Source organism: Rothia sp. (in: high G+C Gram-positive bacteria), from assembly GCF_015265375.1.
Classification (GTDB): Bacteria; Actinomycetota; Actinomycetes; order Actinomycetales; family Micrococcaceae; genus Rothia.
The window spans coordinates 17,645-33,129 of the sequence record NZ_JABZXW010000008.1; the positions used below are offsets into that span (position 1 = coordinate 17,645).

At 57.4% G+C, this 15,485-nt stretch carries 12 protein-coding genes and 2 tRNA genes; 12 read left to right on the forward strand and 2 right to left on the reverse strand.

Annotated features, from left to right (window positions below; translation table 11 throughout):
- Nucleotides 1-57 precede the first annotated feature (57 nt).
- From HXO69_RS02265 to HXO69_RS02275, 3 genes are all read left to right on the forward strand, one after another.
- Entirely contained in the window at nucleotides 58-1,746 is a 1,689-nt protein-coding gene (locus tag HXO69_RS02265) for an ABC transporter permease (protein WP_296545063.1), read from the forward strand.
- A 92-nt stretch (nucleotides 1,747-1,838) separates the two neighbouring features.
- Nucleotides 1,839-2,714 (forward strand): multidrug ABC transporter permease, encoded by an 876-nt coding sequence (locus HXO69_RS02270; protein WP_296545065.1) that lies wholly within the window; start codon nucleotides 1,839-1,841, stop codon nucleotides 2,712-2,714.
- Between the two features lie 201 nt (nucleotides 2,715-2,915).
- The gene (locus HXO69_RS02275; RefSeq protein WP_296545067.1) at nucleotides 2,916-3,719 is read left to right on the forward strand and encodes a hypothetical protein; all 804 of its coding nucleotides are present in this window, start codon (nucleotides 2,916-2,918) and stop codon (nucleotides 3,717-3,719) included.
- Nucleotides 3,720-3,842: 123 nt separating this feature from the next.
- Here the strand turns inward: HXO69_RS02275 and HXO69_RS02280 are convergent, their stop codons facing one another.
- Nucleotides 3,843-4,499, reverse strand: a complete 657-nt coding sequence (locus HXO69_RS02280) for a DedA family protein (RefSeq protein WP_296545069.1) — start codon at nucleotides 4,497-4,499, stop codon at nucleotides 3,843-3,845.
- A gap of 337 nt (nucleotides 4,500-4,836) precedes the next feature.
- On the opposite strand from HXO69_RS02280, the gene HXO69_RS02285 reads away from it, so the two are divergent.
- The 9 genes from HXO69_RS02285 to HXO69_RS02325 all read left to right on the forward strand — a co-directional run bounded on the left by HXO69_RS02285 (nucleotide 4,837) and on the right by HXO69_RS02325 (nucleotide 15,180).
- Nucleotides 4,837-7,023 (forward strand): RecQ family ATP-dependent DNA helicase, encoded by a 2,187-nt coding sequence (locus HXO69_RS02285; RefSeq protein ID WP_296545071.1) that lies wholly within the window; start codon nucleotides 4,837-4,839, stop codon nucleotides 7,021-7,023.
- A gap of 42 nt (nucleotides 7,024-7,065) precedes the next feature.
- Nucleotides 7,066-7,593, forward strand: coding sequence for a nucleoside deaminase (locus HXO69_RS02290; RefSeq protein ID WP_294642252.1), 528 nt, complete (start codon nucleotides 7,066-7,068; stop codon nucleotides 7,591-7,593).
- Between the two features lie 299 nt (nucleotides 7,594-7,892).
- Entirely contained in the window at nucleotides 7,893-8,780 is an 888-nt protein-coding gene (locus tag HXO69_RS02295; protein WP_296545072.1) for a multidrug ABC transporter ATPase, read from the forward strand.
- A gap of 2 nt (nucleotides 8,781-8,782) precedes the next feature.
- Entirely contained in the window at nucleotides 8,783-11,389 is a 2,607-nt protein-coding gene (locus HXO69_RS02300) for a YhgE/Pip domain-containing protein (RefSeq protein ID WP_296545074.1), read from the forward strand.
- A 79-nt stretch (nucleotides 11,390-11,468) separates the two neighbouring features.
- Nucleotides 11,469-12,089, forward strand: a complete 621-nt coding sequence (locus HXO69_RS02305; protein ID WP_070665911.1) for a TetR/AcrR family transcriptional regulator — start codon at nucleotides 11,469-11,471, stop codon at nucleotides 12,087-12,089.
- A 167-nt stretch (nucleotides 12,090-12,256) separates the two neighbouring features.
- Nucleotides 12,257-12,343, forward strand: a tRNA-Ser gene (locus tag HXO69_RS02310).
- A 172-nt stretch (nucleotides 12,344-12,515) separates the two neighbouring features.
- Entirely contained in the window at nucleotides 12,516-13,154 is a 639-nt protein-coding gene (gene upp, locus HXO69_RS02315; protein ID WP_060824252.1) for a uracil phosphoribosyltransferase, read from the forward strand.
- Between the two features lie 558 nt (nucleotides 13,155-13,712).
- Nucleotides 13,713-14,465 (forward strand): winged helix-turn-helix domain-containing protein, encoded by a 753-nt coding sequence (locus HXO69_RS02320; protein ID WP_070832201.1) that lies wholly within the window; start codon nucleotides 13,713-13,715, stop codon nucleotides 14,463-14,465.
- 169 nt (nucleotides 14,466-14,634) lie between these two features.
- A complete protein-coding gene (locus tag HXO69_RS02325; protein ID WP_296545078.1) occupies nucleotides 14,635-15,180 on the forward strand; it encodes a histidine phosphatase family protein in 546 nt (181 codons plus the stop codon).
- 58 nt (nucleotides 15,181-15,238) lie between these two features.
- Here HXO69_RS02325 and HXO69_RS02330 read toward each other — a convergent pair.
- Nucleotides 15,239-15,330: transfer RNA gene (locus tag HXO69_RS02330), tRNA-Ser, on the reverse strand.
- Nucleotides 15,331-15,485 lie beyond the last annotated feature (155 nt).

Genomic DNA, 15,485 nt, shown 5'->3' on the forward strand with positions numbered 1-15,485 from the left:
ACGACGACCCGCGGCTCACCGATAATTTTATTCACCCAACCACAGTTAGGATGACCCGTGCACCCTACTTCCGAACCTTTGCACGAATCCTCATCGCAGACTAACCCCGGCGCCGCGAAGCGCACATATGATGAGCGGGCGGCGTTTGAAGAGGCGAAAAGGAACCTCGGCATAGTCGGCGATAAGGAGCAGCAATTCGACCGGGGAATGGCGATTCTCGGTAAAGCGTATTCCATCGCGATGACGCTGATTCTGGTGTATTTCCTCCTGGATGCGTACCAGATTATCGTTACCGCGGGCCGGAGTGTGAACATCGGCTCGTTCCTTAGTTATGCCCTTCCGAAGGTTCTGTCTGACGCTGTCTTGGTGGTGCCGTTCCTCTGGATTGTTCTGGATTGGGTCAAGGACGGGTACATTAATCCGCGCCGCTTGATAATGCTGTACCTTCTGCTGTGTTCCTTGAGTGGTGTTCTTGCCTTTGCCGGTGTTTTTGGTCTGGCGCAGGTGCTTTTCCCTGCATTCACTGCTTTGGATCCGGTGTCGCATCCTGCCGCTGCTTCGTCTATGGTGTCGCAGGCTCTGGTCGGGGTGATTACGGCGGGTAGCGCCGTCCTCATGTTCCTGCTGACTCGCCCTGCCGTGGGCGTGGTCCCGAGCCCCGCGGCGATTCGGAAGCAGATGCAGATCATCAAGGACAGCATGGCGGATGATGAGGAAGAGCCGACCCGTGAGGATGTTCTTCGCCAGCTCGAGGAAGACGAGGGCCCGGTCAAAGACTCTACCGAGCAGCTGCTGCGTGAGCTCTCTGCCGATTATGCGTTGTCGAAGGACCCGGCGGAGAAGAACCGCCTGCTGGCTGAGATACAGCAGGTTCAGCGCGCCCAGAAGACGGGTGTAAAGCCTAACTTCGGAGGCGCGTCTGGCGGGTCGGATAAGCCCCAACAGGAAGCGCACGAGGGTGCGGAGGCGACCGCCGCCTCCACCGCGCCTGCCGCGCCTCAGGTGGTGCTTCCGCCCCGCCCGAAGGCGCTGCGTATCGTCATGCGATGCTTTGTCGCCATTATGGCGGTGGAAGCAACCCATAAAATCTTCCTACATATGATTGACGAGCGTTCAGCCGGTGGCGTCGAATTATGGGTGGGTTTCATTATCCCCGGTGCAGTGCTCCTCCTCGTTGAGCACGCCATACCGATGTTTGTCCTTTGGCGACTGTGGAGGGGCCGATTCTGGGCGTATGTCGTCATCTTTATTAGCTTCGCTTATATAGCAATCAGGGGCTTGATAGATTTTGTGAACACCTTCCTGACGACTGGTTATCTTTCCCGGTTGCTGAATGGTACGCAGACGTGGAGTTCTCAGTACTACGCGGCGGCTGTGCTGTCTGAGAATGTTGCTGACACCTTGATTACGCTCCTCTCCATCCTGATAGTTGTGCTGCTCATTAGCCGTTCCACCAGGTTGTTTATGGCTACCGCGAGGTTGGCACGGATGGAAGCACGCGAACAGGTGAACGCCGGTGGCGGTCATGTCATTGGTCATCAGAGTGCAGACGCAGAAACGCGTGCTCGCCTAGAAGATGAACAGACCCGCAGGGAAGAGAAGGAAGCTAACCGACGCGCTGAAGAAGCGGTCGCTCAGCAGTACAGGAGGACCCGCCGTACGGATGCGCGGAAGAACTCCCGCAACGAACAGCGCGGCTATAAGGACACTTCCGTGTATACCGAGGAAGGCTACCGCCTCAACTAGGGTGGGATACCCCTCCTCATCGGGAAACTCTTCTGCACCCGCCCTGCGCTATAGCGTGCGGGGTTGGTGCAGAAGAGGAGAAAGGAACAAAGATGTCAGAACGCACCCCAAAGCAACCGTTGAACGATCCGGAGTACACGGTTCCCGAGTACAGTGTGCTACTGCCCTCTAACGAGGCTGAAAATAGCACGGCAGAGGGCGATGCCGCCTCCAGTAACGTAGCTTCCGGTAGCGTCGCAGATAACAGCGCGGCAGAGGGTAACGCGCCCGGCGGTAGCGCCTCCGAGCACGCCAGCACCCCCGAGCAAACCACTACTGGCTACCGGGAGGCGACCGCCGGCTACACTGCGTACCCCGCCTCCGAGCAGGTAATTCCGGAGCGCCCGAAGGCTATGCGCAGCGTTATGTGGTGCGCTGCCGCCATTATCGTGCTGGGGCCCCTGAGCAATTTCCTGCCGATTCTAAGCGGGTCATATATCGATTTTGAGACGGTGGTGAGTGTTCTCTTCTCTGCCCTGGTGGTTACCCTCATCCTCTCCGCCATCCCGATTTTTATTCTCTGGAAGATCTGGGATGGCCGCGAGTGGGCGCGCATTCTTACCATCATCTACTGCGCTCTCGCGGCTGCTAGCGGTGTGCTTATTCTTGCGGATAATTTCTCGGGGTTGAGCTCTAGAGCGGCTGCGGTGTCCAGCCTGGTGCGTATCGTGAGCGGCGTTTTTACTCTCGTTCTTTACCTCCTGATGATTGTGCTGCTGACTCGTGCTCCTATTAGGACGTACACCCAAATCGTTAGCGGAGCACGTGCACTAGAACACCAGCAGATGATGTCTGAGACGAGACAGGCTGCCGGTCAGGTCCCGGCAGAACTTCGAGAACTTTTCGCTGATGACAAGGACGGCGAACGCATCTCATCAGAGAGAAACAACCCTCGCCCGCCACACCGTAGCGCTGGATGGGGCACGTAGAAAGGCGCAACAACGTCAGGAGTTCCGAGGCTAGCTCTCGGAATGGCGCACGTGATGACTCGGGTACCTCTGAATACGCTGAGAAAGGGTACCGCCTTCCTGGGGTGTGGCGCGCCTCCTTATATCCTTGGGGTAAGACTCTTTAACGCCCGATCCGTGCACTGTAACGCGGGGTGGGCGCCAGGGGAGAAAGGAATGACGATGTCAGAACGTACCCCGAAGCAACCGTTGAATGACCCGGAGTACACGGTTCCCGAGTACAGTGTGCTGTTGCCCTCCGACGAGGCTGAAAATAGCACGGCAGAGAGTAACGCCGCCCCCACCAGTACCGCCCCCAGTGGCACTGCAGAGAGTAATGCGGCGGGGGACAGCGCACCCGGCGCCAGCGCCTCCGAGCAAACCACCACCGGCTACCGGGAGGCGACCGCCGGTTACGCTGTCGCCTCCGAACGTGCGGGTCGGGTACGCCCGAAGGCCCTGCGCAGTGCTAAGCGGTGCATGACCGTCATCATTATTCTGTTGCTTTTCAGGAATATTCAAACGTTCATACTCCTTAAGAATCTAACCTCCAGCTTGGGGGCGCTGTCTCTTCTCTTCACGCTGGGCTTCCCCCTCATCTTCATTTTTATCCAGATTTTCCTCTTCTGGAAGACCTGGGAAGGGCACAGATGGGCGCACATACTTATCCTCGTATGTAGCGCATACGAGGTCTTGAGCCGTATGTATTGGTTTGCGCAAGATTTCTTCATGGATTCCAGATATCTCACCTGGCTGATGGAATATTTGCAGTCCTACGACTCTATGGACCTGGCGATTTCTCTTCTCTTGAGTACCGCGGTTGGTGTTGTTATTACTATCCTCTACATCCGGAACATTGTGTTGCTGACCCGTCCCCCTGTGTGGGCGTACACGACTGCCGGCAGCACGTCGCATAGCCAGGTGGTCGGTCAGAATCCGCCAGAACCCGGTGCGAACTCCAATGAAGGCGAGAACCGCCTGAACTAGGGCGTTTGCCCCAGACGACACCACTATCACCAAAAGACTCAGAGTATGAAAAGGGTGGGGATACCAAACGGTATCCCCACCCTTTTCTCATCCCCGGCTCAGCAGCCGAGAAGGACTCACGTATTACTCAGCAGATTCCTGCTTCGCCTTCGAACGGCCACGCAGGTACTCGATAATAACCGGCACCACAGAAACCGCCACAATAATCACAGCAATGTACTCAATGTTGTTGTGCACGAACGGGATACCGCCCAGTAGCACACCCGCCAGACCAATCGAACCAATCCACGCAACCGCACCAACAACATTCCACAGGTGGAACTTCTTACGGTCGTACGAAGAAATACCCGCCGCAAGAGACACAAACGTACGAACAATCGGCACGAAACGACCCAGAACCAGAGCCAAGCTACCGCGCCTCTGGAAGAACTCCTCGGTAGTGTGCAAGTTCTTAGTGCTCAGAATCTTCGCGTCATCCTTGAAGATCTTACGGCCGTAACGGGCACCAATCTGGTAGCCAACCTCAGCGCCAGCAATAGCAACCAGCACCAGGACCGGGAAAGCAACCCACAGGGACAGGCCCATCTGCTCATGAAGCATACCCAGAGCAAAAATCAGAGAGTCACCCGGGAGAACCGGGAAAAGAACACCGGACTCAATAAATACGATAATTGCCGAAACAACCAGAACCCAGGGGCCGGTATCGAGCAGGAACTGCTCAAGGTCGAGGCCCAAGAGCGCAACCGGAAGATGCACCAAAGCGGTGGCAAGAAAAGTCATGAAAAATCCTGAACTGTGAGTGGACCGCACGCACGGATTGGCAGCGGAGTAACACCAGCATAGAAAGCGTACCTATGGTGAACATTGTGCAAAACTATGCGGAGGCTGTGTATTACTGGCACAATTCTACCGGCATTTACGCCGGATGCACGGGTGAGCGAGGCGTAAATCTCCCCACTCGCACAGCGAAACTACGCGAGGTGACGCGGCGCTCGCACGCCTCCCCAAGAAATGACCATCCGCAGAGCCGGAGGATACGGGGTGTGACATGATGGGAAGAGAGCACGGCGCGTCGCGGCGTAGCGATGACCCCAACCACCCACCGTTGGAGAGAACCATGAACCCCCAGCAGTCAGCATCCAGCCCCGCGGACTCCCTGCGCACCGATTTCCTGCACGCTGACCCTCTGTACGCTGAAGCCCGCGAAGTGTTGCGTCGCCTCACCGGAGTTTCTGATGCTGAGTTCCACGATGGCCAGTACGAGGCGATTCGTGCCCTCGTCGCCGACCGAGCCCGCACTGTGGTGGTGCAGCGTACCGGCTGGGGTAAGTCCGCGGTCTACTTCATCTCCTCCCTGCTGTTGCGTGCCCGCGGTATGGGCCCGGCGCTTATTGTCTCCCCGCTACTCTCCCTGATGCGTGACCAGGTTGAGGCGGCATCCCGCGCGGGGGTGCGCGCTGCCATGGTGAACTCCGCGAACGTGACCGAATGGGATGAGATCCGCACCCGCCTCGAAGCTGACGAGCTTGACGTGCTGCTGGTCGGTCCCGAGCGTCTCAATAATCCTGCGTTCCGTGAGCAGTGGCTACCGTACCTGCTGCCGCGCCTGGGTCTGCTCGTCATTGATGAGGCGCACTGTATTTCTGACTGGGGTCATGACTTCCGCCCCGATTACCGACGCATTGGTTCGCTCATTAAGTCTCTGCCGGAGGGTGTGCCGGTGCTGGCGACTACCGCAACCGCGAACGACCGTGTGAGCCGCGATATCGCCGAACAGCTCAGCACTGACACCGCCCCCGTGCACGTAATCCGCGGCCCGCTATCCCGCGAGTCCCTGCGCCTGGGCGTGCTCACCCTGCCCAATGAGGCGCAACGCATCGGCTGGCTACTCACCCACCTGAACGACCTGCCCGGATCCGGCATTATCTATGCGCTGACGGTTTCTGCGGCAGAAGATACCGCAAACGCTCTGCGCGCCAGCGGCTACGAGGTGCTCGCCTACACGGGTAAAACCGACCCGGATGAGCGCCTGGTTGCGGAGCAGGCGCTCAAGGAAAACCGTGTCAAGGCTCTTGTGGCGACGAGTGCCCTCGGTATGGGTTTTGATAAGCCGGATTTGGGTTTTGTGGTGCACCTGGGCGCGCCGTCGTCTGCGGTGAGCTACTACCAGCAGATTGGTCGTGCCGGTCGAGGTGCCGTCAACGCTGATGTTTTGCTCCTGCCCGGTCGTGAAGACCGCGCCATTTGGGAGTATTTTGCGACCGCCTCCATGCCTAATGAGGAGCAGGCGCTGGCGGTGCTTGATGCGCTGGCTCAGGCCCCGGAGGGGTTGAGCATTACCGCTTTGGAGGCGCGCGTTCAGCTGCGCCGCTCCACCCTGGAGCTTCTGCTAAAGGTGCTGGACGTTGAGGGTGCCGTCGTGAAGGAAGGCAACTATTGGCGCCGAACCTCTTCGCCGTGGCGGTACGATAACGCTCGCTATGCGGCGGTGGCGCAGGCGCGTGTGGCGGAGCAGAACGCCATGCTCGAGTATGAACATACTAGTCAGTGCCGTATGCTTTTCCTGGCTCAGCAGCTTGATGATGCTTCCGCTACCGCTTGCGGTCGTTGCGATGTGTGCGCGGGCCCCTGGTACCCGGTGGAGATCCCCGCTGAGGCGTTGCAGGCGGCACAGAGCAGCTTCAACACGGTCGGTGTGCCGTTGCAACCGCGTCGCATGTGGCCGAGCGGGTTGGATCAGCTGATGGGCGCGGATGCGCCGCGCGGTCGTATCCGCCCGGAGGAGCAGACTGAGCCGGGTTACGCGTTGGCGCGTCTGAGCGACATGGGGTACGGTACTCGCCTGCGTGAGCTTCTGGCGATGAATGAGCTGGGTGAGCCGGTTGATTCTGAGGTTCCTGCCGAGCTGGGTCGCGCCTGCGTGAAGGTGCTTGCCGCTTGGGAGTGGGCTGAGGCGGGTCGTCCGGTGGCTGTGCTGACTCTGCCGTCGCCGGTGCGTCCACGCTTGGCTCAGTCTTTGGGACGGGGGCTTGCGTCGGTGGGTCGCCTGGTGGATTTGGGCCAGGTTTCTCTGGTGGATGAGCCGCGTTTCTTCGGCGGTAATAGCGCGTTCCGTTGCGCGGACGTGTTGCGCTCGTACCGGGTGCCGGCTGAGGTTCTGGACTACGTGCGTGAGCATCAGTGCCCGGTTCTACTGGTTTCTGATGTGGTGGATTCACGGTGGGCGTTTACTGCGGTGGCGCGTGAGCTACGACTGGCGGGCGCTTCTGCGGTGTATCCTTTCTCCTTGGCTGCTACTCACTAGTCTCACTCGATAATGCTTCATTTATTCCCCTGACGAGGATTTATGTCATATTCGGAATATTCAAAATTAACGGTCACTGACGGTTCCTCCGCTGTGCTCAGCGATATTCCCACCCGCCCTGAACACAGCGAGTGGATGGCGCGCGCCCTGACTGAGGGTGCTGCCGCGGGTGAGCGTGGAGAGATTCCTATCGGTGCCGTGGTGGTGGATGAGCGGGGCGTCATTATCGGTTCGGCGGGCAATACCCGCGAGCATGAGCATGACCCTAGCGCCCATGCGGAGGTGAACGCGATTCGTCAGGCGGCGGCGCATCGCGGGCGGTGGCGCCTGGACGGTTGCACCCTGGTCGTGACCGTGGAGCCGTGCCTAATGTGTGCCGGCACGATTTTGGCGTCACGCGTTTCGACGGTGGTTTTTGGTGCCTGGGAGGAGAAGACCGGCGCCGCAGGCAGTCGTTACGATGTGCTGCGCGACGGGCGGGTTGCCCCGGCCCCCGAGGTGTATGCGGGGGTGCGTGCTGATGAGTGCGCGCAGTTGATGGTGGACTTCTTTAAAGAACGCCGCCCCTAATCGTCACCCGTGGTGGCGCTTCAGGAACTGTTTTGTATAACACGAAAAGCTACGTGAGAGCGCGTGGCTTTTCGCGTTATTTGTACGAAAACCCCCGTTTCTTTGAAAAATACTTCAAAAATTTTAAAATTGGTACCCAGTTTCGGGTAAAAAGCCCACTACATCACACATATCCGGGTCTACGATATATAGGCACTGGAGCCTCCGTCTGCCCGTGACTGAAAATAGATACCCCACGCAACCTGCGGAGTGCTCTCCAAAACTCACCTGAACCGTCCTGTATTTAAGGGGAATTATTCGTGCTTCGCGTTAACAATATTTGGGCTAAGGGGCGTCACCACGCCCTTTTTGGTCGTACCTCTTTTTCTGTGGGTCACGGTGAGGTCATCATTATTCAGGCTGATAGCCAGATGGAGCGTACCTCCCTGGGTCTTGCCCTGACGGGCCGTTTGCCTCTGTCGGGTGGAGAGATTTTTTGGAGCGATGGTGATGCGGAGCCCCAGCCGATTTCGATGAAGAAGCTGCGTCGTATCAGTGACATTATCGACTCTCCTGACGTGACCGCCCCCGAGCAGCACATGCGTGTGCACGACTACGTTTCTGAGATGCTCTCCTACAACCTGCCGATTTTTGGTCGTCCCCGTGCGAGCCGCTGGCTGAAGGAACGCGGTCTTGAGGATTTCGACGGCCTGTGGATGGATGAGCTTGACGGCGAGATGAACATTGAGCTGATGACGGCTTTGGCGCAGGCGAGCCCTTCGGACCTGCTGGTTTTTGATACGCCTTCCCGTCACTTGAACCATACGAGAATGTGGCTTCCGTACCTGGAGGAGCTTGCCACTGACGAGGAACGTCCCCGTACTGTGGTGGCGATTGTGCCTCATATTTCGGAGTCCTGGCAGGGTGCTCGTGCTGTGGTGGGTAGTGTCCACATGGATCAGGATGGCGAGTTTGAGCCGGCTGAGGAGCCTGCAGAAGAGCTGACTGCCGCAGAAGAACTAATCCAGACCGAGCCTGTGATTGACGTGATTGAGGTGCGTGAGGTGGAAGAAATCCCCTTGACCTCTTCTATTCCCCTCACCCCCGCGGCATCCGGCGCGCTCGGTCAGACCACTGACCATAAGACTGATAACCAGAAGACCAGCAACGAGAAAACTGTTGCCCAGAAGACCGCTGAGAAGGAGTAAGAATGACTGTTCTGCGTGTAGCTCTTGTTGAGCTTAAGCGCCTGACCAGCGGTGTTTTGCCGGTTCTGGTGCTGATCGCGATGTCCTGCATTCCGCTACTGTACGGTGCCCTGTACCTGTACGGTAACTGGGATGCTTACGGCAACGTGAACGGCATTGTGGGTGCTCTCGTGGTTGAGGATGAGGGCGCGACGGATTCTGAGGGTCAGCAGGTGAATACCGGTGCTGACGTGAAGAAGAATCTTCTGGATGCTGGCACGTTTGATTGGCGTCAGGTGCAGACCCGTTCTGAGGCTGTTGAGGGCGTGGAGAACGGCACCTATGACTTTGCGATGGTGATTCCGAAGGATTTCTCCCGTAATTTGCAGAGTGCCGGTTCGTTCAAGCCTGATGCTGACGGTAAGACGGGCACTATTGATGCGCGTTCGGCGGGTATTGAGGTCATTACGAATGACGCGAACAACTATGTGCTGACGAATATTGTCACGAAGGCGGGCACTGCGGTCCGTGATTCGGTGGCGGAGAAGGTCGGTAATTCTACGGCGAATTCGCTGTTGGCTAGCTTCACGACTATTCATTCGAAGATGGGTGAGGCTGCTGATGGTGCCTCGAAGGTGAATAACGGTACGGTGAAGCTGGCTGACGCTATCACTCAGCTGAAGGATGGTACCGCCACGGTGAATGATGGTGCCGTGAAGCTGAAGGATGGTACTTCCTCCCTGGCTGATGGTCAGTCCCAGCTGTTGGACGGTCAGAAGCAGTTGGCTGAGGGTGCCGCGAAGCTTGCTGATGGTGTGTCGACTTTGGATTCTGGTGCGGCGAAGCTGGATTCTGGTGCGTCGAAGCTTGCTGATGGTGCCTCGAGTTTGAAGGATGGTTCGTCGACCTTGGCTTCGGCTGCGGCGTCTGCTTCTGATGGTGCGTCGAAGCTGAAGGACGGTTCGGCGACTCTGGCTGAGGGTACTGCGAGCTTGAAGGACGGTTCAGCGGCGGTTGCGAAGGGCGCTAATGATTTGGCGTCGGGTATTCATCAGTTGCGTGAAGGCATGGATCAGGCTGGTATTCGTGAGTTGCCGGCTGAGCTGAACGCGATGTGCATGCGCCTGCATGAGACGGATACTTCTGCCGGTAGTGGCGATTTTGGTCGTGACTTGTCGAATACTGTGGTGTCTGCGAGTGCGCAGAAGGTTCGTGCTCGGGTGACTCCGCTGGTTGAGGCGGGTACGTTGACTCAGGAGCAGGCTGATCAGCTGGTGGCTGCTGTTGATTCTGAGGAGACGAAGAATGAGGTTGCTGAGCTGAATCAGAAGGCTCTGCAGTCGCATCTGGCTACTCGTGATGCTGCCGCTGCTGATGCCCTGTCGAAGTTGAGCGCGTTGAAGTCGAGCCACTGTGTGTCTGATGGTACGTCGTCGACTGCGGCGAAGATTCAGACTTTGGTGGCTGGCGTGGATTCGCTCGATTCCGGTGCGTCTTCGCTTGCCAAGGGTGCTTCGTCGGTGGCTGATGGTGCCGCTCGTGTGGATGCTGGCGCATCCTCGTTGGCGTCGGGTTCGGCAACGTTGGCTGATGGCAATTCCAAGATCGCTTCGGGTGCTTCGAGCCTTGCGAGTGGTTCTGCGACTCTGTCCGGTGGTGCTTCTGAGCTGAAGGAGGGTACTGATTCTTTGAAGAACGGCACTGCCGAGCTGAAGGATGGTAGTGGTACTTTGGCGGAGAAGGAGCAGTCTGCGGTTGAGGGTCAGCAGAAGTTGGCTGATGGCGCGAATGAGCTGAAGGATGGTGCGTCGCAGCTTTCTGACGGTACGGCGAAGCTGTCTGATGGTTCGACTCAGCTGAATGATGGTGCTTCCGAGTTGAAGGATGGTACTTCGTCGCTGGAGAGCGGTCTGGCTTCTGGTGCTAAGCAGGTTCCGAGCCTTGCGCCGACTGAACAGGCGAAGGTTGCGGATACGATGTCGAACCCTGTGACTTTGTCGCATGAGTCGCTGGCGTCGGCTCGTAACTATGGTGAGGGCATGGGCCCGTTCTTCATGTGCTTGGCGCTGTGGATTGGTGGCCTGATGCTGGTTCAGACGCTGCGCGTGATGAATAACCGTGCGTTGGCTTCGCATGCGCCGTCGATTCGTGTGATGCTCGGTAGCTGGATGCCGTTCGGCCTGGTGGGTATTGCTCAGGCGACTTTGATGTTCGCTGCGATTAAGTTCGGTTTGGGCTTTGAGATGGCTCATCCGTGGCTGGTGTGGCTGTTCCTCTGCTATGTGGCTCTGGTCTTTACCGGTTTCATTCATGGTTTGACGGTGATTTTGGGTGCGCCGGGCAAGCTGGTTGCTTTGGTCATTCTGATTCTGCAGCTGATTACTGCGGGCGGCACGATGCCGTATGAGACTCTGCCTGAGTCGATTCGTTGGATGCATGACTTCTTCCCGATGGGTTATGCGGTGGCGGGTACGCGCCGTTTGGCTTATGGCATTAATGAGTCGAGCCTGTGGGGCATCATGCTGGTTTTGACCCTGTGGGGTTTGGCTGGTCTGGTGTTGGGTTACATCGGCACGCGTCGTGATCGTACGTGGTCGCTGAAGAAGCTTGCGCCGGAGATTACGGTGTAACAAACCCTGTTTAGTCGCACCGGGGAAAACTGTCTAATAAAATAGAGATATATCTGCAAAAAGGGAGGGAGGACTTCTGATGTTGCAGCGCCCAGTCGCTGAAGCTGCAAGTCGTCGTCCCGGCCGTACTGGTAAAACTCAGTTGAAGTTGTTCAACGCTGCCATGGATATCATGACCCAGAAGGGGCTTGAGTACGCCACTGTTGAAGAGGTGGCTGCCCGGGCGGGGGTTTCTAAGGGAACTGTTTATTACAATTTCGGTTCTAAGAAGACCATGGTGGATCAGCTGGTCCAGTACGGCACGCAGTTGCTGCTGAGCGATGCGCGTCGCGCGGCGTCGGTTCATTCTGATCCGCGTGAGGCGTTGCGGAGTGCTATTCGTGCCGCGTTCCAGTATCTTGAGGACCGTCCGGGTTTTACTCGGATGTGGCTTGCGGAGGCGTGGAAGGGCGCGGATGGTTGGACCGAGGCGATGAGCGATAACCGTCTGGATCTTCTGAATTATTTGGAGGAGATGACGGAGGCTGTGGCTCGCCGCTATACGGTTGATACCGCTCAGAATCCTCGTGCGATTGCGATCTCTATGTTCGGCGCGATTTATATGCTTGCCATGGATCGTGAAGTGCATCAGGCGGAGCGCAATGCTGAGGATGCAACGCGTGCTGTCATGCTGGTTGTAGATGGGTATATCCGTCATTAGGCGGACCTGTTGGGTCTGCAGACGTAGCCGGGACTTCGGTGTCGGGTGTCGAAAAGGGCACGGTTAAAGGGGCCGTGAAAGAGGCGACACCCGGCTGCCGTACGCGCACGATATGTAGGCTTGTTCTTGCCCTCCTGTTGGGGGGTGTGCTATAGTTTTCCACTGTTGGTGGTGTGTCCGAGCGGCCGAAGGTGCATCACTCGAAATGATGTTTGGTGTAAAAGCCAACGGGGGTTCAAATCCCTCCACCACCGCACCAACGAAAACCCGTCGAGATTCGTCTCGGCGGGTTTTTGCATGCCCGGATTGTTCTGGGGTGGTGCTGGCGGGTGTTTGCGCGGCGTTATTTGCTGTGTTTTATAGGGTGTGTGCCACTTCCTGGGCTTTGCCGGTGCTTGCGGTTTCGGGGCTGGGTAAAATCGTATTATGCGTATTAAGATTCTTGACCACCCGCTGGTCTCTCACAAGATTAGTGTTCTGCGTGATAAGAACACTCCGTCCCCGATTTTCCGTCAGCTGGTTGATGAACTGGTGACTCTGCTTGCCTATGAGGCGACTCGCGAGATCCGCGTGGAAGAGGTTGAGGTTGTGACTCCGGTGGCGACTACTACCGGTGTTCGTATTGCTGATCCGAAGCCGCTGGTTGTTCCGATTCTGCGTGCTGGTCTGGGCATGCTGGAGGGCATGACCCGTATGGTTCCGACCGCTGAGGTTGGCTTCCTGGGTATGGCTCGTAATGAGGAGACCCTGGATATCGTGACTTATGCTGAGCGTCTGCCGGAGGATCTGACTGGTCGTCAGGTGTACCTGCTGGATCCGATGCTGGCTACCGGTGGCACTCTGATTGAGGCTATTAAGTTCCTGCGTAAGCGTGGTGCTGAGTCTGTGACTTGTGTGTGCCTGATTGCTGCTCCCGAGGGCATTGCTGCTCTGGAGAAGGGCATTGAGGGCATGGAGAATGTTGACCTGTTCTTGGCTGCTCGTGATGAGCGTCTGAACGAGAAGGCGTACATTATTCCGGGTCTGGGTGACGCCGGTGACCGCCTGTACGGTCTGGCTGAGTAAGCTTATTTGCTTATGGTGAGCGGGCGCCTCTGCATATGTATGTGCGGAGGCGCTTTGCTACGTCTTGTGAGTATTCGGTGGGTTGCGTGCCGCGATGTGGCGGTGCATGTCTAATGTGTCCGGGGCTTGGGCGGCGATGGTGCTGCTGGGTGTTGGTGTGGGCTTTTGCAACACCTCACCTATAGTGTGACAAGTAACACAATTGGGCGTCTGGGGTGCTTCAAAACTTCAAGCGTATTCACAGCCTCACATGAAAATGCAGGGTATGACCCATACATAACAAAAGCCATGAATATTTATGTGAGAAAAAAGCTGAAAGCCTCACGTTCTGCTTGAAACCTCCCAAAATAGGGCGGGGTATTGTACTCCTCCCGGCGATAAAGGAGAATCCACTATGCCGAATCCGCTTGATTTATCCGTCAAATAGGAGAAATATTAAGTATGAGGATTGAGACTCGAACAGGTATTGGGGACTGTTTGACTCGGCGTCACTTCCGGCGCACCCCACACCATGTACGACTGGGATCCCGTACACAGACTTTGAGAGAAGGTTGAACCATGTCAGGCGCTGTACCTGGATATGTCCACATCTCCCAGCGCGGCCGCGCCGCTAAGCGTCAGGTCGTGCAGCCTCAGCGTCCCGCTGCTCAGGCCGCAACGTTGCGTCCGATGACATTCTCAGCCGGTGACCCTGCCCATAAGCAGGCTCAGGAAAATGAGGCACGCGGCTTCGTGCTTTACGTGGGTTTGAATGAGGAGCTTGCCGCTGCGAACGGCACCTCCCTGGTGCGTATCGTTCAGGATTTGCGCACCTATGCACACCATCTGGCACCCGAGTCGGAGTCGTATGCCGCTGTTGCGTTGGCTCCCGTGAACGCTGAGGGTAGCGACCTTGAGGTGGTGCGTAATGCGCTCGGTGATCCGACCGCAATGTACATGCATCCGGAGGCGAATGTCGCCCGCGAAGCAGAGACCACGAACAGCCACTCTTCGGGCGTTCTGATTGACCTGGCGCGCCGCGAGGTGTTCCTGGACGGTGAGCCGCTCATGCTGACCTTCAAGGAGTTCGAGCTGCTGGCGCACCTGGTGGAGAATTCTTCCCGCACCGTGGGTCGTGAAGAGCTGCTGAAGGCGCTGTGGAGCTCGGGTGATGAGCATCCGCACGAGCGTACGATTGACGTGCATATTCGTCGTCTGCGTTCGAAGCTGGGGCGCCTCTCGGGTACCGTGCGTACGGTGCGCGGTCAGGGCTACCGCTTCTTTGAGCACCCCGAGGTTGTTGTCTGGGCTGCTCCGGAATACTCGATTTAGCGTGTGCAGAATTTAGCTTCTGTAGAGTGCACCCCGGTGCGCTGGCATGATGCCGGTGCGCCGGGGTTTACTTGTGACCGCTTACTTATGCCTGCTTACTTGTGTCTGCGGGGCTCGTTCACGTGGCGGTGCGCAGCACGTGCTGGCGCCCTCTAGATAGAATGGAGGTATGGCTGAAAATTCTTCCAATACTGCATCTGGCTCGCACCGCCGCGGGGTTAAGCGTCTGATTATTATGCGCCATGCGGAGGCTGATTGGGGTCTGAACGATTTTGATCGTCCGCTGACGAAACGCGGTCATGAGCAGGCTGCCGCTGCTGGCGCCTGGTTGGCGTCGCGCGGTTATATTCCGGAGCAGATTATGTCTTCGTCGGCGTTGCGTACTCGTCAGACGACGACCTGGGTTTCGGATGGTTTGGGGGCGAAGGCGCCTACTGCTCATCTGGATGAGGGCCTGTATGAGGTGTCTGTGTCCCGCATCATTGCGCGTATCAACAGTGTTTCTGAGAATGTTCATTCTCTGATGGTGGTGTCGCATCTGCCCGGCGTGCAGGATGCCGCGCAGCGCCTGATGAGCCCGGATTCTGACCCGAACGCGTCCATGGATGTGTACTATGGTTTCCCGCCCTCTTCCATTGCGGTGTTTGAGGTGCCGGGGGAGTGGGCTCTGCTTGATGGTGCGGATGCGCGCCTCGTGGATTTCAAGAGCTTCTAGGTTTCGTACCTGAAAGGGTAAAGTAAAAGCCCCGTACCAGCTGGTACGGGGCTTTTAGTGGCGGAGACGGGGGGATTTGAACCCCCGGTCGAGTTTAACCCCGACCCTTCATTAGCAGTGAAGTCCATTCGGCCGCTCTGGCACGTCTCCACGGTGCGCTCGTGAGCGCATCCCTATAAGAATATAGGCTGTTTTGCGCTTGGTCAATTCGGCCCATGCTTTGGAGATATCTCTGAGTGTGTATTGCTCTATAGGGTGGACTATGGATTGTAGGCTTTGAGGCTCATATGCATTTTCGATAGACT